The sequence below is a fragment of the Cobetia sp. 5-11-6-3 genome, from assembly GCF_013374055.1.
GTDB classification, from domain to species: Bacteria; Pseudomonadota; Gammaproteobacteria; order Pseudomonadales; family Halomonadaceae; genus Cobetia; species Cobetia marina.
In genome coordinates, this window is record NZ_BLWJ01000010.1 from 89,395 (window position 1) to 112,049 (window position 22,655).

General features: G+C 61.2%; 18 protein-coding genes. 15 read left to right on the forward strand and 3 right to left on the reverse strand.

Annotated features, from left to right (window positions below; all coding sequences use genetic code 11):
- Window positions 1-68 precede the first annotated feature (68 nt).
- From HXS66_RS15365 to thiO, 7 genes are all read left to right on the forward strand, one after another.
- Window positions 69-614 carry a GspH/FimT family pseudopilin gene (locus HXS66_RS15365; RefSeq protein WP_176494349.1) on the forward strand — a complete coding sequence of 182 codons (546 nt, stop codon included), beginning with the start codon at window positions 69-71 and terminating at the stop codon, window positions 612-614.
- The gene (locus HXS66_RS15370; RefSeq protein WP_127734350.1) at window positions 598-1,104 is read left to right on the forward strand and encodes a hypothetical protein; all 507 of its coding nucleotides are present in this window, start codon (window positions 598-600) and stop codon (window positions 1,102-1,104) included. The genes HXS66_RS15365 and HXS66_RS15370 overlap by 17 nt, the downstream gene beginning before the upstream one ends.
- Before the next feature lie 65 nt (window positions 1,105-1,169).
- Window positions 1,170-2,105: a PilW family protein gene (locus HXS66_RS15375; RefSeq protein ID WP_176503976.1), complete on the forward strand. Its 936-nt coding sequence runs from the start codon at window positions 1,170-1,172 to the stop codon at window positions 2,103-2,105.
- Window positions 2,102-2,641 carry a hypothetical protein gene (locus HXS66_RS15380; RefSeq protein WP_176494352.1) on the forward strand — a complete coding sequence of 180 codons (540 nt, stop codon included), beginning with the start codon at window positions 2,102-2,104 and terminating at the stop codon, window positions 2,639-2,641. Before HXS66_RS15375 ends, HXS66_RS15380 begins: the two co-directional genes overlap by 4 nt.
- A gap of 1,243 nt (window positions 2,642-3,884) precedes the next feature.
- The gene (locus HXS66_RS15385) at window positions 3,885-6,059 is read left to right on the forward strand and encodes a pilus assembly protein (protein ID WP_176503977.1); all 2,175 of its coding nucleotides are present in this window, start codon (window positions 3,885-3,887) and stop codon (window positions 6,057-6,059) included.
- A gap of 111 nt (window positions 6,060-6,170) precedes the next feature.
- A complete protein-coding gene (locus HXS66_RS17555) occupies window positions 6,171-6,701 on the forward strand; it encodes a type IV pilin protein (RefSeq protein ID WP_176503978.1) in 531 nt (176 codons plus the stop codon).
- A 114-nt stretch (window positions 6,702-6,815) separates the two neighbouring features.
- Window positions 6,816-7,961 carry a glycine oxidase ThiO gene (thiO, locus tag HXS66_RS15395; protein ID WP_176503979.1) on the forward strand — a complete coding sequence of 382 codons (1,146 nt, stop codon included), beginning with the start codon at window positions 6,816-6,818 and terminating at the stop codon, window positions 7,959-7,961.
- A gap of 56 nt (window positions 7,962-8,017) precedes the next feature.
- Here the strand turns inward: thiO and HXS66_RS15400 are convergent, their stop codons facing one another.
- Entirely contained in the window at window positions 8,018-8,281 is a 264-nt protein-coding gene (locus HXS66_RS15400; protein ID WP_176503980.1) for a PP0621 family protein, read from the reverse strand.
- 180 nt (window positions 8,282-8,461) lie between these two features.
- On the opposite strand from HXS66_RS15400, the gene HXS66_RS15405 reads away from it, so the two are divergent.
- Window positions 8,462-10,096 carry an NAD+ synthase gene (locus tag HXS66_RS15405; protein ID WP_176503981.1) on the forward strand — a complete coding sequence of 545 codons (1,635 nt, stop codon included), beginning with the start codon at window positions 8,462-8,464 and terminating at the stop codon, window positions 10,094-10,096.
- A 152-nt stretch (window positions 10,097-10,248) separates the two neighbouring features.
- Here the strand turns inward: HXS66_RS15405 and HXS66_RS15410 are convergent, their stop codons facing one another.
- Complete coding sequence (locus HXS66_RS15410) at window positions 10,249-11,040, reverse strand: outer membrane protein assembly factor BamD (protein WP_103751389.1); 792 nt, start codon at window positions 11,038-11,040, stop codon at window positions 10,249-10,251.
- Between the two features lie 106 nt (window positions 11,041-11,146).
- Here HXS66_RS15410 and rluD point away from each other — a divergent pair, with 106 nt between their 5' ends.
- The 5 genes from rluD (at window position 11,147) to ilvN (ending at window position 18,676) form a co-directional block, all read left to right on the forward strand.
- Window positions 11,147-12,100: a 23S rRNA pseudouridine(1911/1915/1917) synthase RluD gene (gene rluD / locus HXS66_RS15415; RefSeq protein WP_077373483.1), complete on the forward strand. Its 954-nt coding sequence runs from the start codon at window positions 11,147-11,149 to the stop codon at window positions 12,098-12,100.
- 39 nt (window positions 12,101-12,139) lie between these two features.
- The gene (gene pgeF / locus HXS66_RS15420; protein ID WP_077373486.1) at window positions 12,140-12,919 is read left to right on the forward strand and encodes a peptidoglycan editing factor PgeF; all 780 of its coding nucleotides are present in this window, start codon (window positions 12,140-12,142) and stop codon (window positions 12,917-12,919) included.
- A gap of 327 nt (window positions 12,920-13,246) precedes the next feature.
- Window positions 13,247-15,883 (forward strand): ATP-dependent chaperone ClpB, encoded by a 2,637-nt coding sequence (gene clpB / locus HXS66_RS15425; RefSeq protein WP_176503982.1) that lies wholly within the window; start codon window positions 13,247-13,249, stop codon window positions 15,881-15,883.
- Window positions 15,884-16,460: 577 nt separating this feature from the next.
- The gene (locus HXS66_RS15430) at window positions 16,461-18,185 is read left to right on the forward strand and encodes an acetolactate synthase 3 large subunit (protein ID WP_136939691.1); all 1,725 of its coding nucleotides are present in this window, start codon (window positions 16,461-16,463) and stop codon (window positions 18,183-18,185) included.
- Window positions 18,185-18,676, forward strand: a complete 492-nt coding sequence (gene ilvN, locus HXS66_RS15435) for an acetolactate synthase small subunit (protein ID WP_043337227.1) — start codon at window positions 18,185-18,187, stop codon at window positions 18,674-18,676. Before HXS66_RS15430 ends, ilvN begins: the two co-directional genes overlap by 1 nt.
- 114 nt (window positions 18,677-18,790) lie before the next feature.
- Here ilvN and ilvY read toward each other — a convergent pair whose 3' ends face one another.
- Window positions 18,791-19,720, reverse strand: coding sequence for an HTH-type transcriptional activator IlvY (gene ilvY / locus HXS66_RS15440; RefSeq protein ID WP_176503983.1), 930 nt, complete (start codon window positions 19,718-19,720; stop codon window positions 18,791-18,793).
- A gap of 320 nt (window positions 19,721-20,040) precedes the next feature.
- Between ilvY and ilvC the strand changes: the two genes are divergently transcribed.
- Both ilvC and pssA read left to right on the forward strand, forming a co-directional pair.
- A complete protein-coding gene (ilvC, locus tag HXS66_RS15445; protein WP_043337232.1) occupies window positions 20,041-21,057 on the forward strand; it encodes a ketol-acid reductoisomerase in 1,017 nt (338 codons plus the stop codon).
- 209 nt (window positions 21,058-21,266) lie between these two features.
- Window positions 21,267-22,118 carry a CDP-diacylglycerol--serine O-phosphatidyltransferase gene (gene pssA / locus HXS66_RS15450; RefSeq protein ID WP_077373497.1) on the forward strand — a complete coding sequence of 284 codons (852 nt, stop codon included), beginning with the start codon at window positions 21,267-21,269 and terminating at the stop codon, window positions 22,116-22,118.
- The last annotated feature ends 537 nt before the right edge of the window (window positions 22,119-22,655 follow it).

Consider the following 22,655-nt stretch of genomic DNA (forward strand, 5'->3'; position numbering starts at 1 on the left):
GACGTTACATTGCCCCATTTCACATCGCGAAGGGCACCTTCGCCTGCGTGTTTCTCAGGGATATGACGATGTCAGTTTTTCATGCGCTTCGACGCACACGTCAGCAGGAGGGGCAGCAAGGATTCACGTTGATCGAGCTGATGATCACGTTGGCAGTGCTGGTCATCACGATCACGATCGCCGTCCCCGCTTGGCAGGGAGTGGTCGCGCGCAATGCCGTGACCAGTACCGCCGAGACACTCATTGCCTCGGTCAACTACGCGCGCAGCGAGGCGGTGGCCAGTGGTGGCAGCATCACGCTCTGTCCGCTGAATGCCGCGGGTGATGCCTGCATGAATTCGACCCGCTGGAGCAATGGCTGGGCGGTCGTGCAGGGCACTCAGGCGGATGCTCGAGTATCGCTGGGCGATGATCTGTTGCGTCTGTTCGATGCCGCCATCACCGTGCAGGCAGATGTCGCCGGCGTGACCTTTGATGACCAGGGCGCGACACCGGACTCCACCTGGCTGTTGATCTGTGACCAGTCGGGTGGTCAGGGCCATCGCCAGCTTGAATTGACCCCCATTGGACGAGTACTGACGGAGACATATGGCAGCGATGACCAGAGTTGCTGAGGTGGGCTCACATCCCGCGAGAAAGGGGCAACAAGGTACCAGTCTGCTGGAGGCTCTGATCGCCCTGTTGCTGATGGGGCTGACGTTGCTGGGTTTCGGACTCATGCAGATGGAGAGCCTGCAGGCCAACAACGAGAGTTATGCGCGTACCGAAGCTCGCATCCTGTTGATCAGCATGGCGGAGCGTATCCAGGCCAACCCTGACGGCGTGGATGACTACGCTGGCCTCGACACCGAGAGCGCGGGCAATCCCGGCAATTGTCCCTGCAGTGTTGCTGAGCTTGCGGCACGCGATGTAGCGGTGTGGGCGGACAGGCTTGAGGACAGTGGACTGAACGCGCCGGTCGGGGCCATCGCCAGCAGCGGGAGTGATCTTCTGACACTGACTCTCGGCTGGAGCGGCGCCGCGCCGCTGGGTCAGAACGCAGACAGCATGGACGCCGATGCTCAGGCGTTGAGCGAGACCCTACAGATACGAGTGGTGCCCTGATGTCATTGAAAGTCTCTCTCTCGCGGCGAGCCTGCGCGTCGCGCTCGCCAAGGGCGCCTCGCTCGATGCCTTCACGGCGTGCCCAGCAGGGCGTCGGCCTGGTCGAATTGATGTTGGCGCTGGTGCTGGGGTTGTTCATTTCCGCCATGGCGCTGGAGTACTTTCTCGCCTCGCGCTCAACCCTCAACACGACGTCTGCCATGTCCTACCTGCAGGAGTCTGCGCGCCATGTCACGCGTCGCTTGCAGCCATTGGTGCGCAATGCCGGTTTTTCCGGCTGTGCGTCGGTGAGCAGTGTCAGTGATGGCACCGGCAGCCACGCGCTGTCCGATGCTCCCTTGACGGCCGAGTCCGACACGGTGGCGGGGGTCACCTACGACCGCCTGGCCCTGCAGGTACCCGCACTGGGAGCGCAGCGTGGCTGGCAGCTCGGGTCGAGTGTCGCTCAGGGGGATACGTCGTTGGTACTTGAAGATTACGCCGCCGATACGCTGGAGGCGGATAGCGTCGTGCTGGTCAGTGACTGCGAGAGTGGTGATATCGCTCGCCTGGCGGGCGATGGCAGCAATTCACTGGATCTGTCGAGTGCTGTGGAACATGGCTACGGCGGTGCCCAGCAGACCCAGGCATATGTCTACCCGTTGCAGCGTTGGTATCTGCTGCTGTCGCAGACCGATGACGATTCTCCCGTCCGTCTGTGCCTGAACGGAGAAGATGTCGATGGTGACCCGACCGCAGGCTGTGATGAAGAAGTGGCGCGATACGTCGAAGCGCTGGATCTGTCCTTCGATACGGCCTCGGGCAGTGGCAGTGCGAGTCGTTTCGCAGTAGAGCGCAGCGCGGCGGAAGTGGAAGCCGCAAATGACTGGGGTAGCGTCAGACGTATCCACATCAGCCTGACCCTCAAGACGCCACCGACGATCAACGTCGAGGGTGAGGATGATGGTGAATTGGAACGTACCTTCGACATTACCCTGAGCCCGAGGAATATCGGTCTATGAATCAGATGAACGCCCCTCGGCATCCTCGTCAGCAGGGGATGGCATTGCTGGTCGTGTTGATCATGCTGATCGTGGTCGGCGTGATGGCAGTGACGGGCAATGAGGATACCCAGTTGCAGACCCGCATGCTGATGAATACCCAGTTCTACGACAACGCCTATGCCGAGGCCGAGAGCCTTCAGCAGCAGGCCGAAAGTCGTCTGCTCGAGGGCGAGCTGACGCTGGATGACTTCGGCGAGGATGGTTTCTATGACCTGACGGCGGGAGAAAGTCTGGACTTCGATCCTCTGCAGGCAGACGCCTGGGATGGCGAGGGCATCCTGAGTGGCAATGCGGCTGCCAATGGTAACTATGTCATTGAATATCTTGGGGAAACGACAGAAGGCGTTCTGAATGACGACAACCTGAGCAGCAGCCAGTTGTTGAATGCCTTCCGGATCACGGCCGCCGGTTGGAGTCTTGAGAGCGCGGGAGACCTTGAGAGCAGAAAGCGTGCACTGGCAGTGGTGCAAAGCGAAATCATGATGGCCGATTGAAGGGAATCTATCGATGAAATCGAAGCATTCACCCCGCCCCAGCGGCTTGCGTCGTATTCGCCTGCCGGTCTTGCTCTCAAGCGGACTGCTGGTGGTCACCTTGCCCGTACTGGCAGACAGCGACACGCTACTTCAGTTGCCCACTACCCAGAGCGTCGGCGTCACCCCCAACGTCCTGCTGGTATTGGATGATTCGGGCTCGATGTCTTTTGAAGATACCTTCGAGGGAGGGGAGTCTGAGCAGTCTTACGATCTGGTTTACAATGATTGTTGGACCAAGGGTAATCGTACGATTTGTGGAGACTATCAGCCACTGGACTTGGATAATAAGTTCTTTTGTGCAGAAGAGAATAAGCAGGCCTACGACCCGGATCAAACTTATCTTCCCTGGAGAAAAGGCGAATCTGAAGAACGTTATAATAACATGGATCCTACTGCTGCATGGATTGACTTCAGTAAAGGAAGTTCATGGGATAATGTAGTTGATTTGACCGATCCGAAACTTAACTTTCGTTACTATACTGGGCAGGGATGCAAAAGCAATACGAAGGTCATGATATCTAGCCCAACTCTTTCTAAGGAAGAGAAAGTTAACTATGCAAATTGGTTTACTTACTATCGTAATCGACTAAGCGTAGGTAAAGCCGCGAGTTTGGAGCTATTGTCTGGTACCGATTATCGCACTGGTTATTTAACTATAAATCCGCGATCTGGGTCAGAAAAAGTTATTGTTGATGATATAGTCGATAAAGTTGTCGAGTTAGTGACCAATGTTTTAGGAGTTGTGGTCGAGTTAGTGACTACTAGTGATAGCGGTAACAAGCATCTAGAAGAAGTCCAAAAGGCTATAGTAAATACGGAGATAAGTGACAATTCGAGCTATCGCGGGACACCCTTACGGGAAGCACTCTACCATGCAGGTGAATACTATAAGGGGAAATATCCAACCTTAGGTAACTCTCCTATTCTCTCTAATGACGAGGGAGGGATGTGCCAACAGAATTTCACAGTGTTGGTTACAGATGGTTTTTGGAATTCAGGAAGTACAACCTTATCATCTGAACTCGAAAATACTATAGGTGATGCTAATAAAGATGGTAGGTCATGGTATAACCTGGTTTATTCTTGGTTCTCCTATAAGTATGTTGAGGCTGGTAGCACTACCTTGGCAGATGTGGCCTATTATTATGCTAATAATGATTTACTTCCTGATTTTGGGAGCGGTACCTATGAAAATCAAATAATGACGACCTACACTGTCGCATTTGGAGTTGATTCAGACAGCGATGAATGGAGTGATAAAAAACGTGTTCTGGAGAGCAGCTCCAGTACCATCGATGACCTGGAACAGGCGGCGATCGATGGCGGCGGCTCCTACTTCAATGCCTCCAGTCCGACGGATCTCGTCTCGGCGCTGGCGGCGATCGCCTCCGAGATCGTCGCGGTAGGCAACAGTGTCAGTGGTCTCTCCACCAACCTGACGACGGCCAGTGTCGAGACGGACAGCCGACTGGTCGAGAGCCGCTATTCTGCCTCGACCTGGACGGGGGATGTGGTGGCCTCCTCGGTACAGGAGGGCAATGACGTCGAGGAGGACGATCAGCTTTGGAGTGCTGCCACCCAGCTGAGTGAGGCATTGGCAGAGGAGGATGGCCTCGAGTCACGTACGGTCTTCACCATGTCCGGGGGGAACGGCGTCGAGTTCACGACCGACAACGCGGGCCGCCTGAGCTCCAGCCAGCGCAACGATCTCGCGCGCATGGAGGTCGGTGGCAACTCTACCGATGACCATGTGAAGGCAGCGATCGAGTGGTTGCGGGGCAGTGATGAATATGAGGGCGATGGTCTGCGCAATCGCACTGGCGTGCAGCTGGGCGACATCATCGGCTCATCGCCAGTCGTCGTGACACGTGAGGACTCGACGACACAGGGCAGTGTCTTCGTCGGGGCCAACGACGGCATGCTGCACGCCTTCGACCTCAATACCGGTAGCGAGCAGTTCGCCTACATTCCGGAGCTGCTCTATAGCGAAGAGGACGACGCAGGGCTGGGGTATCTGACGGACCCGGGCTATCAGCATCGCTATTATGTCGATGGTGAAGTGCGTATCGCCAGTCTGGATGGCGAGGAGTGGCTGGTGTCCGGTCTGGCGGGCGGTGGACGCGGCCTGTTCGCGCTCAATGTCACCAAGGCCGTGGCGGGTGAAGACTTCGATGAAGATGATGTGGTGCGCTGGGAATTCGGTTCAAGCGACGATGATGACATGGGGCATGTCTTCGGCAGTGCGCATATCGTGTCACTGAACAATGGTGACAGTGCGGTGCTGGTCGGCAATGGCCTGGAAACGGCCGATGAGAACGCCGCGCCGACGTTGTTCGCGCTGGAGCTCGATGGAGTCAATGCCGGTGGCGTGATCGCCAAGTTGTCCCCCAGTGGGGTGACCGGCGGCCTGGCCAATCTGCAGGTTGCTGACATCGACAGCAATGGCACCGTCGATTTTGCCTATGGGGGAGATCTTCAGGGGCGGTTGTGGAAGTTCGATCTCAGTGATGACGACAGCAGCAAGTGGAGTGTCACGCGGCTGTTCACGGCCTGTGCTACCAGCCTGACTGCCGGGGAGTGCCAGACGGATGCGCTGCAACCGATCACGGTCAAACCGACGCTGAGTCGCTACTCCGGAGGCACGCAGACCATGTCTTCGCCCAACCTGCTGGTGTCCTTCGGAACAGGACAGGACATGTACGCTGATGCCGAGGACGAGGCCTGGGTCACCCAGAGCCTCTACACCGTGCTGGATGCCGGTGGCAGTCACACCAGCTTGATGCGCAGCAACCTCGAGGAGCGGACTTTCGTCAGTGGCAGCTACACCAACGGGGAGCTGACTGGACGGACTCTCGGTGGCGACAGCTTCAGCTATTACCCCAGCCAGCTGGAAGATCAGGACAGCGATCGCTTCGGCTGGTATCTGGATCTGGATGCCTCCGAGCAGGAAGAGCTGGTCGAGCCGGCCAACCTGCTCTCGAACCTGGTGGTCTTCTCTACCAGCACCTCCAGCACGGGGACCAACTTCTGTGAAAGCACCGGGGGCGGCTGGCTGGTCGCGCTGGATACCGAGACAGGGTTGCCGACCTACGACGACAGCGAAGGCAGTTATGTGACCATCTTCGATTTCAATCAGGATGAAGCCTTCAGCGCCGATGATCTGGTCGGCACCATCATCGACAACACCGTCGCCGTCGGCAATGTGGTCGTCAGCGTGAAACTGAGCGGTACGCCGACGTCCAGCGTCAGTGTCGGCAATACGGTCTATGTGGGTAGCAGCTCATTGGGAACGGTAGAAGGCACCGTCTCATCCTACGACCTGAACGTGTCCAGCTCGACGGATACCGGTCGTGTTTCCTGGTATCAACTGCGCTGATCGCATTGCATCTGTGATGCATGCCCCTGACGCCGTCACGCTCTCTCAGAGTGTGGCGGCGCCTTCACTTCTCAGCAGTACCTTCAAGTCCGCCTTTCAAGGAAGATCTCCATGGCCAGCTTTCTCTCTCTAGGCGCTAGCCTGTCCTGCAGCGCCCTGTCTCGCAGTGCTCTGACTCGCAGTGCTCTGTCTCGCAGTGCTCTGTCTCGCAATGCGCTGTCTCACCGCAGGTACGCCCGCGGTTTCACGTTGACGGAAATCATGATCGTGGTCGTCATCGTCGGCATCCTCGCGGCGATCGCCTACCCGAGCTATCAGGATCAGGTAATCCGCTCACGTCGTGCCGATGGGCAGGCGGCACTGATGTCATTGGCCCAGGCTCAGGAGCGCTACATGGCGCGTTGCGGTGGCTACGCGACCAGCATCGCCGGTGACAGCGATTGTGACGAGGAGGGGCTGGGGCGCGCCACCGAGTCGCCGGAAGGCTATTACGCCCTGAGCTTGGAGGATGGCGCCACGACGACCCGCTTCACGCTGATCGCGACTGCGGTGGCGCCTCAGAGCGCCGATAGCGATTGCCCTGCGCTGACCCTCACCAATACCGGCATCCGCGACACGACCGGCGATGGCGATTGCTGGTAGCAGTGGCGAGAGCGGCCTCGGCGCGATGCTGGATTGCGCGCGGCTCGCTTGCACCGCCTTGCGGGCGGCGTATTCTGGAAGCCTTTCCCGGTCTTGAGGCAGGAGCGAACAGGCGTGAATGACTTTGTGGTGGTAGGCGGTGGCGTGATCGGCATGCTGACTGCGCTGGAACTGGCGGATGGCGGTGCCGAGGTCACGCTGGTCGAGCGGGGCCAGTGTGGGCGCGAGGCATCCTGGGCGGGCGGCGGTATCGTCTCGCCGTTGTATCCGTGGCGTTATAGTGCGCCGATCTCACGCCTGTCTGCCTGGTCGGAAGGTTTCTACCCCACGCTGGCCGAGCGCCTGATCGAGACCACCGGCATCGACCCCGAATATCGCCAGCAGGGACTGCTGTACCTGAATGTCGAGGATGCCGAGCAGGCACTGGCCTGGTCCGAGGAATACGCCAAGCCGCTGACGCGCGTGGAGGCTGACTTTCTTTACGACAAGGCACCGGCCGTCGCGCCCGGTTGTGAATCGGCGCTGTGGATGCCGACGTTGGGCAGCATCCGCAATCCGCGCCTGGGCAAGTCACTGCGCGCCGCTCTCGATGCCCACCCGCGCGTACGTCTGCTCGAGAATGTCGCGGTGCAGGGCATTCTGCTGCAGGACGACACCGCCATCGGCGTGCAGACCGCCAATTCAGTGCTGTCCGCCGGACAGGTCGTGGTCTGTGGGGGCGCCTGGAGTCGCGAGATATTGAGTGAGGCGGGGCTGGCGCTGCCGGTGCGGCCGGTACGCGGCCAGATGGTGCTGTTCAAGGCACCCAAGGGGCTGGTGGAGCGCGTGGTACTCAAGAATGGACGCTACGTGATTCCACGTGCCGATGGGCGCATCGTGGCGGGTTCCACGCTGGAGGAGGTCGGCTTCGACAAGGCGACCACCCTTGAGGCGCGTGAGTCGCTGATCAAGAGCGCCTGCGAGATCATCCCGGCGCTGGCCGAGTGTGAGGTCGAGCATCACTGGGCGGGGCTGCGTCCCGGTTCGCCGACCGGCACGCCGTTCATCGGTGCCGTGCCCGAACGCCGCCACTTGCACGTCAATGCCGGTCACTATCGCAATGGCCTGGTACTGGCGCCGGCCTCGACCCGCCTGCTGGCGGACCAGTTGCTGGGGCGTACGCCGATCATCGACCCCACCCCCTACCAGCCCGAGACCTTGCTGGGCGAGATCGCCACGCTGGAAGCCTCGTCCCAGTCAGACGCGACGCGCTGGGCCTGAGCATCGTCATGGCGTCTTCCCCCTCGAGCCTTCGTCTCGAGGGGGAAGACAGTGCGTTACTTGCGTGGGCCCTCGTCGAGGAAATGCTGCTGGTGCTCCTGACAGCAGAAGTGCAGCGCTTCATGGCGGATGGCGTCATTTTCCGGCAGATGCAGATCGCAGTAGGCGCAGCGCACCATGTTCTGGGCCTCGCGCTCGGCATGCTGGCCGTCATCGTGGTTGTCCTGGCTCAGCTTCCATTGGCGATACATGCGATAGAGGCGCAGGCCTGCCCAGAACAGGACGACGAATACCAGCAGACGGATGATCAACAGGCTCATTCCTATATGACTCCCAGATGAGGCGGCGTGCGTGGCTTTTTGCCAGCGGCGCGACCTTGCGGGACAATGGCGGCCATCATGAGACTGATGAGCCGGTGCACGGCTCAGCAGTCTGAGCCAGATGTCTGGCCACAGTGTACTGGCCCCTTATCGAACCGCCAATCGAGAGATCCTTACCGCATGCAAGATCTGACTCTGGTGATGGCCCAGCTCGACCCGCTGGTCGGTGATATCCCCGGCAATACCGAGCGTGCCATCGAAGCCGTCCGTGAAGCGAGTCTCGAGCACAAGGCCGACGTCGTCGTGCTGCCCGAGCTGTGTCTGACCGGCTACCCGCCGGAAGACCTGTTGCTGCGCGAATCCATGGAGGCACGACTCGACGAGGCGCGCGCGCGGATGGCCAGCAAGGTCGCGCGCGGCGTGATGGTCATCGTCGGGTACCCCGGCATGCGTGACGGCAAGCGCTACAACCTGGCCGGCGTGCTCAAGGATGGCGAGTGGATCGCCGAGTATGCCAAGCAGGCCTTGCCCAATTATCAGGTCTTCGATGAGCAGCGTTACTTCACGCCGGGCTCCGAGGCCTGCGTGGTGGAATGCCGCGGCGCCCGTCTGGGTATCGTCATCTGTGAAGACCTGTGGGATGGCGCGCCCGTTCGTCAGGCGCGGGATGCCGGCGCGGACATTCTCGTCAGCCTCAATGCCTCGCCCTATCATCTGGAGAAGCCGGCCGAGCGCAATCATCTGTTCGCTCAGCGGGCGGCCGAAGTGAAGTGTCCGCTGGTCTACGTCAATCAGATCGGTGGCCAGGACGAGCTGGTCTTCGATGGTGGCTCCGCCGCCATCGATGCCGAGGGCAATACCTGCGTGCAGGCACCCTGGTGGGATGTCGGCCTGATGCCGGTGCAGTTCCTCAAGGAGGAAGGCGGTAGCTGGGCGCCGCAGAGCGGCGAGATCGCCGAGCTGCTGTCACCGGAAGAGTCGCTCTACTGTGCACTGGTCACCGGCCTGCGTGACTACGTCAACAAGAGCGGCTTCAAGGGCGTGGTGCTGGGTCTCTCTGGTGGCATCGACTCCGGCCTGTCGCTGGCGATTGCCGTCGATGCGCTGGGCGCGGACCGCGTGCATGCGGTGATGATGCCGTACCACTACACCGCGGACATCTCCAGGGAAGACGCTGCCGAGCAGGCGACACTGCTGGGCGTGAATTACGAGGTGATGCCCATCGCCCCGATGGTCGAGGCGTTCACCGAGACACTGGCGGAGAGCTTTGCCGGCAGTGAGCGCGACACCACCGAGGAGAACCTGCAGTCACGCTGTCGTGGCGTGCTGCTGATGGCCATCTCCAACAAGAAGGGCCTGATGGTGCTGACCACTGGCAACAAGAGCGAGATGGCGGTGGGTTACGCCACGCTCTATGGCGACATGGTCGGTGGCTACAATGCGCTCAAGGACGTCTACAAGACCTGGGTATTCCGTCTCGCCAACTGGCGCAACACCATGGGCCCGGCGATTCCGGAGCGTGTCATCACGCGTCCGCCGTCCGCGGAGCTCGCCGAAGACCAGCTCGATAGCGACTCGCTGCCGGACTACGACACCCTGGATGCGATTCTCACCCATTACATCGAGGGTGACATGAGTGCCGAGGCGATCATCCGTGCCGGTTTCGAGGAGGAGGATGTCTATCGTGTGGTGCGTCTCGTCGACCGCTGTGAGTACAAGCGCCGTCAGGCGCCGGTTGGCGTGCGTGTCACGCCGCGTGGCTTCGGGCGTGACCGTCGCTACCCGATCGTCAATGGCTGGGTGGCCGGCGACTGAGGCAACTCATGTCCGGTGTCAGGGATTGCGGATTCTTTGCGCAAGCCGCTGAAAGCGCCTGAGTCCGACGATTCTGGCCATGCTGACAGCACGAAAAAAGCCCGTGATCGGTGATCACGGGCTTTTCGATGGTGAGGCGGGAAGCCTGATCGTCAGACGGTCAGGTCATCCGCCTTCACGTAGCGCGGCTCGAAGGTACGGCCATCCAGACGCTTGTTGTCCGGATCATTCTGGATCAGCACCTTGAGCGTCTCGCTGGCGCGGTCGCGCAGACCGAGGCCCAGATAGCCTTCGACCATCACGGCCAGCGCATCGCGAGTGGCAGGAGTGTTAGGGTAGTGCTCGATCACCCACTCGCCACGCTTCACGGCGGCCAGATAGGCCTGCTTGCGCAGATAGAAATCCGCTGTCTGCAGCTCGCCACGCGCGAGTACGTTGCGCAGATAGATGATGCGCTGACGCGAATCTGCCGCGTAGGTGCTGTTGGGGAAGCGGCGCACCAGTTCGCCGAAGTCGACGTAGGCGTCCCGCGTCGCACCGAGATCCCGCTTGGAGATGTCGATCAGGTCCAGCGATTCCAGGCTGAAGCGCCCTGCACTATAGGCTGCCAGTCCACGCATGTAGTAGGCATAATCGACCTGCGGGTGGTCCGGGTGCAGCCGAATGAAGCGGCTGGCCGCCGCGCGTGCGGCTTCCCAGTTGTCCACCTGGTAGTAGGCGTAGATCAGCTCCAGCTGCGACTGTTCGGCATAGCTGCCGAACGGGAAGCGAGTATCCAGTGCTTCAAGTTGTTGCACGGCGGAGTTGAAGCGGCTGGTATCCAGGGAAACCTGAGCCTGACGGTACAGCTCCTGCTCCTGAAGATCCGGTGCCGGCTCGTTGGACGCACAGCCGACCAGCAAGGTGCTGGCCAGGGCGAAGGCAGTCAAGGGAAGGGCGCGCATCGGTTTCCTCATCTCGGGCAATCCATGGCGGGCATGCTAGAATCCGCCGATCCGCACTCACTATAAAGCAAAGGCCCTTTCCTGCGAAACGGCCTCAGAGAGCAATATGGCAGACACCATCAACCGCGAAGAGCGGATCCCGGAGGCGATGATTGGCATGCGCCTTGATCAGGCCTGCGCCGAGATCTTCTCCGACTATTCCCGCGAGCGCCTCAAGCACTGGATCAAGACCGGTGCCCTGACCCTCGACGGTGCCGCCGTCAAACCCCGCGAGAAGGTCTATGGCGGTGAACGTCTGGCCCTGACCGCCGAGCTTGAAGAAGAAGTCAGTCATGGCCCCGAGGACATCGAGCTCGAGATCGTCTTCGAGGATGACGACGTGCTGGTCATCAACAAGGAGCACGGCATGGTCGTGCACCCGGGGGCCGGCAATCCGGATGGCACGCTGCTCAATGCCATCCTGCACCATTGTCCGGGCAATGCCATGCTGCCGCGTGCCGGGATCGTGCATCGTCTCGACAAGGACACCAGTGGCCTGATGGTGGTCGCCAAGTCGCTGACCGCCCAGGCGGACCTGGTCGAGCAGCTGCAGGCGCGTACCGTGTCTCGCGAGTACGATGCCGTCGTGACCGGTGTGCTGACGGCGGGCGGTACCGTGGATGCGCCCATCGGGCGTCACCCCAAGGATCGCAAGCGTCAGGCCGTGACCCATAGCGGCAAGATGGCGATCACGCATTTTCGCGTGGTGGAGCGCTTCCGGGGGCATACCCATATCCGCTGCAAGCTGGAAACCGGGCGTACCCACCAGATCCGTGTGCACATGGCGCACCAGCGCTATCCGCTGATCGGGGACCCGGTCTACGGAGGCCGTCTGAAGCTTCCGCCGGGGGCCAGTGACCCGCTCAAGGAGTTGCTGCGTCAGTTCCCGCGTCAGGCGCTGCATGCCCGTCGCCTCGCCTTCATCCACCCGATCACGGGCAAGGAAGTCGAATTCCGCGCCGAGATGCCGGGTGACATGCTGGTCTTGATCGACTATCTCAAGGAAGACATCGCCCGCTGAGGGGCTCGGTTCGCGTATCCCATCGCGCCAGGAGAGGTTATGCACGACGACAGTCTACGCCCGACCCTGATTCTGCCGGACTGGCCAGCACCCAGTCCGGTGCAGGCCTTCGTGACCACGCGTGAGAGTGGCCCGAGTCAGGGGCCATACGCTGGCTTCAATCCGGCGCGGCATGTCGGGGATGATCCGGCGATGGTCGCGCGGGTGCGTGATCTGCTCGCGGCGGAGGTCGATGATGGTCGTCCACTGGCGTGGCTGGATCAGGTGCATGGGACTCAGGTGGTGGATGCCTTTGACGTCTGTCACGCCGATGAGCGCCATGAGGCGGTGCCACCACGTGCTGACGCCTGCATCAGTACCGGTACGGGGCAGGCCTGCGTGGTGATGACGGCGGACTGCCTGCCGGTGCTGTTCTGTGATCGTCAGGGGACGCGGGTCGGGGTGGCGCATGCGGGCTGGCGTGGCCTGGTGGAAGGTGTGCTGGAAGCCACTGTCGCTCGTCTTGGAGATGACCCGGGCGAGCTGATGGCCTGGCTGGGCCCGGCGATCTCCAATGCCCAGTTCGAGGTCGGCCCCGAGGTGCGTGACGCCTTCATCGCGGATCTCCCCGAGGCCGACGACGCCTTCGAATCCAGCCCCTATCGGCTGGGCCACTACATGGGCGACCTCTACAAGCTGGCTCGCCTGCGGCTGGAGCGTGCCGGTGTCGGCCATGTCAGTGGCGGTCACTTCTGTACCGCCTCGGAATCGCGCTTCTACTCCCATCGCCGTGATGATGGCGTGACGGGGCGAATGGCCACGGTGATCTGGTTACGCTGATAGAATGAAGTGGAGACCTGGCCGCCGCGATGCACCGACGCTCGGCAAGCCGAAAGACGAAAGCGCCCCGTTGACCTGATCACTCAGGTTGGCGGGGCGCTTTTCCGTGTCGAGCGGAAGCCCCTGGCGACATCTTCAGGCGCTGAGGGCCAACCTGCTGCAGGGGAACCTGATCTGGATCATGCTTCGCGGACAACATGCTGCGTTGCCGCAAATCACGCCTTGAAAGCGACCCCCCAGCCCCCCATCTCTAGGGTTAGATACGAAATGTTACAGGCGAAGCTCCTGAGAAGAGGAGTACCGCCATGACTCTCAGGAGAAGGCACCATGCGCATCGACAAACTCACCAGCAAGCTGCAGAACGCGCTTGCGGATGCCCAGTCGCTCGCCGTCGGGCGAGGCCACAATGAAATCCATCCCCAGCACCTGCTGCTGGCCCTGCTGGAGGACCGCGATGGCGGTCTCAAGGCGTTGGTCAACAAGGCGGGCGGTGATGCCACCAGCTTGATGAGCGGGCTCAAGCGTCAACTGGATGACCTGCCCACCGTGTCCCAGTTCGACGGCAATGTCGCGCCTTCCCAGGCGCTCGGCAAGCTTCTGAATCTGGCCGACCGCGAAGCCCAGAAACGCGGTGATCAATACATCGCTTCCGAGCTCGCGCTGCTGGCCGCGCTGGAGCTGGGCGGTGATCTCGGCAAGTTGTTCACCTCCTCGGGCATCAAGAAGCCCGCCCTGACCTCCGCCATCGATGCACTGCGCGGTGGCGAGGCGGTGGGAGATGCCGACGCCGAGAACAATCGCGAGGCACTCAACAAGTACACGATGGACCTCACCCAGCGTGCGCGCGACGGCAAGCTCGATCCGGTGATCGGGCGTGACGAGGAGATTCGTCGCACGATTCAGGTCCTTCAGCGTCGCACCAAGAACAACCCGGTGTTGATCGGTGAGCCCGGTGTCGGCAAGACCGCCATCGTCGAGGGGCTGGCCAGCCGTATCGTCAATGGCGAGGTGCCGGAAGGCCTCAAGAACAAGCGTGTGCTGTCTCTCGACATGGGCTCGCTGCTGGCGGGGGCCAAGTTCCGCGGTGAGTTCGAGGAGCGCCTCAAGTCCGTCCTCAAGGAGCTGTCGCAGGAAGAAGGCCAGGTCATCCTGTTCATCGATGAGCTGCACACCATGGTCGGCGCGGGCAAGGCCGAGGGCGCGATGGATGCCGGCAACATGCTCAAGCCGGCGCTGGCGCGTGGCGAGCTGCACTGTGTCGGTGCCACCACGCTTGACGAGTATCGTCAGTACATCGAGAAGGATGCCGCGCTGGAGCGTCGTTTCCAGAAGGTGCAGGTGGATCAGCCCAGCGAGGAGGACACCATCGCCATCCTGCGTGGCTTGAAGGAACGCTACGAGGTGCACCATGGGGTGGATATCACTGACAGTGCGATCATTGCGGCCGCGCGCCTCTCATCGCGCTACATCACGGACCGTCAGCTGCCGGACAAGGCGATCGACCTGATCGATGAAGCCGCGTCACGCATCCGCATGGAGCTGGACTCCAAGCCGGAGGAGATGGACCGTCTCGACCGCCGTCTGATCCAGCTCAAGATGGAGCGTGAAGCCCTCAAGAAGGAGACCGACGAAGCGGCACTCAAGCGTCTCGGCGCGCTTGAGGACCAGATCGCGGAGCTGGAACGCGAATATGCCGATCTCGATGAGGTCTGGAAGGCCGAGAAGGCCAGTATCCAGGGGGCAGCGCAGTTCAAGGCCGAACTGGAACAGGCGCGCATCGATCTGGAACAGGCGCGGCGTGCCGGCGACCTCAGCCGCATGTCGGAACTGCAGTACGGCGTGATTCCGGGGCTCGAGAAGCAGATCAGCGAAGCCGGCGAAGGCGAGGCGGATACCTCCGCCCACGTGCTGCTGCGCTCCAATGTCACCGAGGAGGAGATTGCCGAGGTCGTCTCGCGCTGGACCGGCATTCCGGTCTCCAAGATGCTCGAAGGCGAGCGCGACAAGCTGCTGCGCATGGAAGAGGCGCTGCACGAGAAGGTGATCGGTCAGGACGAGGCGGTGATCGCGGTGGCCAATGCGGTGCGTCGCTCACGCGCCGGGCTATCGGACCCGAATCGCCCCAACGGCTCCTTCCTGTTCCTCGGCCCGACCGGGGTCGGCAAGACGGAGCTCTGCAAGTCGCTGGCCAGCTTCCTGTTCGATACCGAAGAGGCAATGGTGCGCATCGACATGTCCGAGTTCATGGAGAAGCATTCCGTGGCCCGTCTGATCGGCGCGCCTCCCGGCTATGTCGGCTATGAAGAGGGTGGCTATCTGACCGAGGCCGTGCGTCGCAAGCCGTACTCCGTGCTGCTGCTCGACGAGGTCGAGAAGGCGCATCCGGATGTCTTCAATATCCTGCTGCAGGTATTGGAAGATGGCCGCCTGACCGATGGGCAGGGGCGTACCGTCGACTTCCGCAATACCGTGATCGTGATGACCTCGAATCTGGGGTCCGAGATGATCCAGCGCATGAGCGGTCTCAATGGCGAGCTGGCGGACGAGGAAGACACGCAAGAGAGTGTCGATCGCAAGGCGGCCTTCCAGTACGACGACATGAAGACGGCGGTCATGGAAGTCGTCGGCAATCACTTCCGGCCGGAGCTGATCAACCGCATCGATGAAGTGGTGGTCTTCCACGCGTTGGGGCAGGCGCAGATCGCCTCCATCGCCGGCATTCAGCTCGAGCGGCTCAAGGCGCGCCTGGCCGATCGCGATCTCGGCTTCGAGATCACCGATGCCGCGATGGCGCTGCTGGCCAAGGCAGGCTTCGATCCGGTCTACGGTGCGCGTCCGCTCAAGCGCGCCATCCAGAGTCGTATCGAGAACCCGCTGGCCCAGGCGCTGCTGGGCGGTGAATTCGTGCCCGGTGACGTGATCCAGGTCGGCGAAGAGGGCGGAGAGCTGACCTTCACGCGCTGAATCGCGCGCCCGTGAGTGACGCCCCACCGTGACGGAAGTCTGTCTTCCGCTTGCGGTGGGGCGTTTTCGTGTCTGTCGTCTGGGCGCAAAATGACAACCCGGCGGCAGGGATGCTGAAAATCACGAGGCAGAAAATTGCGAATTAAGTGCCATCTGTGAGGTTTTACGCACGCATATGGCCGGATTTCCCGTTATCGGTGTGGCATTTGGCGTAGGCGGCGCACACTGGCGTAAGGTTGAGTTGACAGCCCCTTGCGGCTGTTGGACTCTTGACCATTCCTGATTGCGGGCGTGGCCATTCGGGCGACCCTCGAAGCGCCACGTGAAGGACAGACGCTGAGTCGCTGTCCGCCTGTCGAAGGATATGCCGATCAGGGTACGCCAACCGTACCGATCGGCCATCAGCCCCGACCGCATCCAACCGATGCGACAAGAGTGCAGGCCCTAACCGGGCCGCAGACGCCAGGGTTTGGCATCAGGTGCCGCAACTGTTGCGGTAGCGACATTCAGGTCGCACTCGATCCGGCTTGCGTATTGCTGCCGGACGCACTCGAGACCTCCAGGGGAGAACAACCAAGTGGAATTGCTTTCCGGCGCTGACATGATCGCCCGCGCGCTGCATGACGAGGGCGTGGAGTATATATACGGCTATCCCGGTGGAGCGGCGCTGCACATCTATGACGCCCTGTTCCGTCAGGACAAGGTCCAGCACATTCTGGTCCGCCACGAACAGGCTGCTACCCACGCAGCCGATGGCTACGCACGCGCTTCCGGCAAGCCCGGAGTCGTGCTGGTCACCTCAGGCCCCGGCGCGACCAATGCCGTGACCGGTATCGCCACGGCCTACATGGACTCGATTCCCATGGTCGTGCTGTGTGGCCAGGTCGCCAGCCACCTGATCGGTGAAGACGCCTTCCAGGAAACCGACATCGTCGGTGTGACTCGCCCGATCGTGAAGCACAGCTTCTCGATCAAGCACCCGAGCGAGATTCCGGAAGTCATCAAGAAGGCCTTCTATCTGGCCTCCAGCGGACGCCCGGGGCCGGTCGTCATCGACATCCCGAAGGACATGACCGCCCCGACCGAGCGTTACGAGTACAGCTACCCCAAGAAGGTACGCATGCGCTCCTACAGCCCGGTCACCCGTGGCCACAGCGGCCAGATCAAGAAGGCCGTCGAGCTGATGCTCAAGGCCCGCCGCCCGCTGTTCTTCACCGGCGGTGGCGTGGTCTCCGGTCGTGCCAGCGAAGCGCTGACCGACCTGGTGCGCCGTCTGAACTTCCCGATCACCACCTCGTTGATGGGCATCGGTGCCTATCCGCAGGGCGATCGTCAGTGTCTGGGCTGGCCCGGCATGCACGGCTCCTATGAGTCGAACAATGCCATGCACCACACCGATCTGATCATCTGCATCGGTGCGCGCTTCGATGACCGCGTGACCAACAACACCTCGAAGTTCTGCCCGACGGCCAAGATCATCCATGTCGACATCGACCCGAGTTCAGTCTCCAAGACCGTGCGCGCCGATGTGCCGATCGTCGGTCCGGCCGATGCCGTGATCAACGAGATGATCAGCCTCGTGCAGGGGCGTGAGCTGGCCAACCCTGATGCACTGGAGGCCTGGTGGTCCCAGATCGATGGCTGGCGTGCCGAGCGTGAAGGCAAGCTGTATGAGCCGTCCGCCCCGGGCGAGCCGCTCAAGCCGCAGCAGGTGGTGGAAGCCGTGCACCGCGCGACGCGTGGCGAAGCCTTCGTCGCCACCGATGTCGGTCAGCACCAGATGTTCGCCGCCCAGTACTACAAGTTCCAGCGCCCCAACCGCTGGATCACCTCCGGTGGTCTGGGCACCATGGGCTTCGGCTTCCCGGCGGCCATGGGCATCAAGATGTCCTACCCGGATGACGATGTGGTGCTGTTCACCGGGGAAGGCAGCTTCCAGATGATGATGCAGGAGTTCTCGACCTGTAAGCAGTACGGGATCGGGGTCAAGATCATCAACCTCAACAACCAGTCGCTGGGCATGGTGCGTCAGTGGCAGGACCTGAACTACAAGTCCCGTCACTCGCATTCCTATATGGAGTCGCTGCCTGACTTCGTGCAGCTGGCGGGCGCCTATGGCTTCCGTGCCATCAAGGTGCACACGGTGGAGGAGCTCGAACCTGCGCTGGAAGAAGCCTTCCGCAACAAGGACGAGCTGGTGTTCCTCGACATCTATGTCGACCCGCGTGAACACGTCTATCCGATGCAGGTGCCTCTCGGCTCCATGCGTGACATGCTGCTTACGAAGACGGAGCGGACCTGATGCGCCATATCATCTCCATTCTGATGGAAAACGAACCGGGCGCGCTGTCACGGGTCGTCGGCCTGTTTTCACAGCGCAATTTCAACATCGAGACCCTCAACGTGGCCCCGACCGAGGACGCGACCCTGTCCCGTCTGACCGTCACCACGGTCGGCGAAGATCGCGTCATCGAGCAGATCACCAAGCACCTCAACAAGCTGGTGGATGTGGTCAAGCTGGTGGATCTCACCGAGGGCAGCCACATCGAGCGCGAGCTGATGCTGGTCAAGGTCAAGGCGTTGGGTGCCCAGCGTGACGAGATCAAGCGCACGGCGGACATCTTCCGTGCCCAGATCGTCGACATCACGCCGAGCCTCTACACCATCCAGATCACCGGTGACGGTGGCAAGCTGGATGCCTTCCTGGCGGCGATGCAGCCGGTAGGGGTGCTGGAAGTGGCTCGTACCGGTGTCTCCGGCATCGCCCGCGGTGAGAAGGTGTTGAGCCTGTAAGACGGTGATTGTGGAAACGCAAGACAAGAACGGCGCCCCTCGGGGCGCCGTTTTCGTTGTGGCGTGGGGCGGGCCATGTAGCGCAATGTTCCGTGGCGCAGGGTCACTGCGTCATCACTCCTCTGGCCGCCGCGGGGTGCCGGGCAGCTGTTCCCAGAGTGCGCGTACCAGTGGATGTCGAAGACGTTTCTCCTGTACGCACAGCCCGACCTTGTAGGGGGTCAGCGGCGGATCGACATCGAGGATGCGCACCTGATCGGCCAGCGGGGAGTTGTCGAGCACGATCTGCGGTACCACGCCGATCCCGAAGCCCAGTCCGACCATGCTGACGATGGCCTCGTTGCCGGCGACCTGGGCATACAGGCGCGGCTTGATGCCGCGTGCGTGGCACCAGGCATCGAAGCGCTCGCGCGCCAGGCCGGTCTCGGAGAGGATCATCGGGACGCGCGCCCAGTCGATATGGTCGTCCCCCGCCGCCGAATCGTCCGTCTCGCCGATGCCTTCCAGCTGATGGCCGGGGCCATCACGACGCGGGGCAATGAAGCGCAGCGGCGACTCGGCGAAGTCGGTGAAGGCGAGGCGCGAGGGCAGCACGTCCGGGCGTGCGGCGATCGCCAGGTCCTCGTGGCCCATCAGCACGCGCTCCAATGCCACGGCGGGGTCACCGGTATGCAGCTTGAGCTCCACATGCGGATGGCGGGCCCGGAAGGAGGCGAGAATCTCATACAGGAAGCTGTAGCTGGCGGTCACCGAGCAGTACAGGGATAGCTCGCCACGCAGTTCGTCGCTGTCTTCCAGCAATGACTGACGAATGTCATCCCACTGACTCAGGAGTTCGCGAGCATGACGACGGAAGCGCTCTCCCGCCGGTGTCAGTGCGACGCTGCGGTTGTCGCGCTCGAACAGGCTGACGCCCAGTTCCTCTTCCATGGCGCGAATGGCACGTGACAGGGCAGAGGCGCTCAGGTGCAGGGCAGTGCTGGCGCGTCCGAAATGCAGCGTTTCGGCGAGGGTCAGGAATTGCTTGAGTTGACGATTGTCCATGCCGGAGTCCGCTGTCGATGAGTGCTGAAGGGGGAAATGCCTTGTGTTGCGCTATATGGCATATGATGGTGCAAATATAGCATTTTACGCAATGTCGAGGTGCGGGTAAGGTGGACTCATCGCCGCGCAGGAGGAGGACGGCAGACCTTGATCCAAGGCGCACGACCTCCCAGGGACGCAGAGCGGTCAGGATAGATGGCCGTCGGCGCTGGACACTGACATACGCCCTTCCCTCGCGGGAAGGGTCGCAAGAACAACAGACACTCTTTCAAGATCTCACGCCATCCCGCTGACGGGGTGAGCCGCCAGGAGCAATGACGATGAAACTCTATTACGACAAGGATTGTGACCTCTCCCTCATCCAGGGCAAGAAAGTGGTCATCCTCGGTTACGGTTCCCAGGGCCACGCCCACGCGAACAACCTGAAGGAATCCGGCGTCGACGTCACCGTAGCCCTGCGTCGCTCTTCCTCCAGCTGGGCCAAGGCCGAAGCGGCTGGCCTGAAGGTTGCTGAAGTCGAGGAAGCGGTCAAGGCGGCCGACCTGGTCATGATCCTGGCGCCGGACGAGAACCAGAAGGCCATCTACGAGAACCAGGTGGAACCGAACCTGAAGCAGGGCGCGACACTGGCCTTCGCTCACGGCTTCAACGTCCACTACAACCAGGTCGTGCCGCGTGCTGACCTCGACGTCATCATGATCGCGCCGAAGGCACCGGGTCACACCGTGCGTTCCGAGTTCGTGAAGGGCGGCGGTATCCCGGACCTGATCGCCATCCATCAGGATGCGACTGGCCAGGCCAAGGACATCGCACTGTCCTACGCGGCAGGCGTCGGCGGCGGTCGTACCGGCATCATCGAGACCACCTTCAAGGACGAGACCGAAACCGATCTGTTCGGTGAGCAGGCTGTCCTGTGTGGTGGCGCGGTCGAGCTGGTCAAGATGGGCTTCGAGACCCTGACCGAAGCCGGCTACGCACCGGAAATGGCCTACTTCGAGTGTCTGCACGAGCTCAAGCTGATCGTCGACCTGATGTACGAAGGTGGCATCGCCAACATGAACTACTCCATCTCCAACAATGCGGAGTATGGCGAGTACGTGACCGGCACCGAAGTCATCAACGAGCAGTCCCGTGTCGCCATGCGCAATGCACTCAAGCGCATCCAGAGCGGTGAATACGCCAAGATGTTCATCCAGGAAGGCAACACCAACTACCCGTCCATGACGGCCCGTCGTCGTCAGAACGCCGAGCACCCGATCGAACAGACTGGTGAGAAGCTGCGTGGCATGATGCCGTGGATCACTGCCAACCAGCTGGTCGACAAGTCACGCAACTGATCCTGCCTATTGGATCAGGCGTGAAATGAGCGGGGCGCTCTCCATCAGGAGGGCGCCCCGCTTGCGTTGTTGCTCTATAAGCGCTATCGAATGGGGGAGGGAAGTGACAGTCGACGGTGAGGCCGCTAGGGTGTCACTACTATTCGCGCTCACTGGCAGGTGTAGAATGTGGTTACCCTGCCACGACGAGGCATGATGCAAGGAATCCCATGACTGACGAAAATCGACATCCCGGCGCAGAAGATGCCCCCGAAGAACCGACCCGCCGTAGCAGTTCCGTGCTGGACAAGGTGGTGGAAGAATTCACCGACGACAGCGAAGTCGTGGAAGAGGCCATCGAGGATGGCAAGCCCGTTCGTCGGCGTGGCATCTACCTGCTGCCCAACCTGTTCACCACGTCGGCATTGTTCTCTGGCTTCTTCGCTGTGGTATGTGCGCTGAACGGCGAGTTTGCCAATGCCTCCATCGCCATCTTCGTCTCGATGGTGCTGGATGGTCTCGATGGACGTGTGGCTCGCCTGACCAATACGCAAAGCGCCTTTGGTGCGGAGTACGACAGCCTGGCGGACATGTTGTCCTTCGGCGTGGCACCGGCACTGGTCACCTTCAGCTGGATTCTGCAGGATGTCGGCAAGATCGGTTGGATCGCCGCCTTCGTCTATGTCGCGGGCGCGGCGCTGCGCCTGGCGCGCTTCAATGTCCAGATAGGCTCCACCGACAAGAAGTGGTTCATCGGTCTGCCCAGTCCGGCAGCGGCGGCACTCGTGGCTGGCTGTGTGTGGACCATGCACAACTTTGACGCCGAGACCTTCGCCTTCAAGTCGCTGATGGTCTTCGTGGTCGCGGCTGCCGGTATCCTGATGGTGTCGAACATCCGCTACTACAGCTTCAAGGAGATCGACCTCAAGGGGCCGGTGCCCTTCGTCGCGCTGCTCGCCATCGTGCTGGCCTTCGTGGTCATCTCGCTGGAGCCGTCCGTGATGCTGCTGGGCCTGTTCGGTTGCTATGTCGCCAGTGGCCCGATCATGGCACTGGGCCGCAAGCTGCGCGGCAACAAGTAAGCGCCAGCTGCCATTGGTGTGATGATCGATATTCGGCCCCGCCATTTCTGGCGGGGCCGAATGCGTTTCTGGCCAGGGAAGAGATGTGTCAGCAAGCGACGGCGAGATGAGGCCAAAGGAGCAAGAAGAGGTGATGAGAGAATAGGTGTCGCCCGCATGTCCTCGAAATGACAATCGATGGAAAAAGCCCTTGCCCTCAGCCCGGATCGTGCGTAAAGTACGCATCCGCTGCCGGGGACGCATGGCGTTACCAGCGGTGAAAGAGGTTTGCAGGTGATTGTTTTGTTTGATGTTTTTTTGAAGTCCGCTTCCAAATCATCGATTGACAATCCCGGGCGATTCGCTAGAATACGCCGCACTCCTTACGGAACAGGTGATCGAGCAACGCTCCTCACCACTGGATGATGCTTAGAGGCAGTCGATTGACTCATCATCAAGTGCTTGACTTCTCAAGCGTTCCGGATAGAATATGCCTCCTCGCTTAACAGCGACGCTCTTTAAAAATTTGATCAGGTAATTCGTGTGAGCGCTTGCCGA

Excerpts from the sequence above, each read along its gene's own strand:
- HXS66_RS15365 (WP_176494349.1), top strand. The coding sequence starts at position 69 with ATGTCAGTTTTTCATGCGCTTCGACGCACACGTCAGCAGGAGGGGCAG.
- HXS66_RS15370 (WP_127734350.1), top strand. The coding sequence starts at position 598 with ATGACCAGAGTTGCTGAGGTGGGCTCACATCCCGCGAGAAAGGGGCAA.
- HXS66_RS15375 (WP_176503976.1), top strand. The coding sequence starts at position 1,170 with ATGCCTTCACGGCGTGCCCAGCAGGGCGTCGGCCTGGTCGAATTGATG.
- HXS66_RS15380 (WP_176494352.1), top strand. The coding sequence starts at position 2,102 with ATGAATCAGATGAACGCCCCTCGGCATCCTCGTCAGCAGGGGATGGCA.
- HXS66_RS15385 (WP_176503977.1), top strand. The coding sequence starts at position 3,885 with ATGACGACCTACACTGTCGCATTTGGAGTTGATTCAGACAGCGATGAA.
- HXS66_RS17555 (WP_176503978.1), top strand. The coding sequence starts at position 6,171 with ATGGCCAGCTTTCTCTCTCTAGGCGCTAGCCTGTCCTGCAGCGCCCTG.
- HXS66_RS15400 (WP_176503980.1), bottom strand. The coding sequence starts at position 8,281 with ATGAGCCTGTTGATCATCCGTCTGCTGGTATTCGTCGTCCTGTTCTGG.
- HXS66_RS15405 (WP_176503981.1), top strand. The coding sequence starts at position 8,462 with ATGCAAGATCTGACTCTGGTGATGGCCCAGCTCGACCCGCTGGTCGGT.
- HXS66_RS15410 (WP_103751389.1), bottom strand. The coding sequence starts at position 11,040 with ATGCGCGCCCTTCCCTTGACTGCCTTCGCCCTGGCCAGCACCTTGCTG.
- rluD (WP_077373483.1), top strand. The coding sequence starts at position 11,147 with ATGGCAGACACCATCAACCGCGAAGAGCGGATCCCGGAGGCGATGATT.
- pgeF (WP_077373486.1), top strand. The coding sequence starts at position 12,140 with ATGCACGACGACAGTCTACGCCCGACCCTGATTCTGCCGGACTGGCCA.
- clpB (WP_176503982.1), top strand. The coding sequence starts at position 13,247 with ATGCGCATCGACAAACTCACCAGCAAGCTGCAGAACGCGCTTGCGGAT.
- ilvN (WP_043337227.1), top strand. The coding sequence starts at position 18,185 with ATGCGCCATATCATCTCCATTCTGATGGAAAACGAACCGGGCGCGCTG.
- ilvY (WP_176503983.1), bottom strand. The coding sequence starts at position 19,720 with ATGGACAATCGTCAACTCAAGCAATTCCTGACCCTCGCCGAAACGCTG.
- ilvC (WP_043337232.1), top strand. The coding sequence starts at position 20,041 with ATGAAACTCTATTACGACAAGGATTGTGACCTCTCCCTCATCCAGGGC.
- pssA (WP_077373497.1), top strand. The coding sequence starts at position 21,267 with ATGACTGACGAAAATCGACATCCCGGCGCAGAAGATGCCCCCGAAGAA.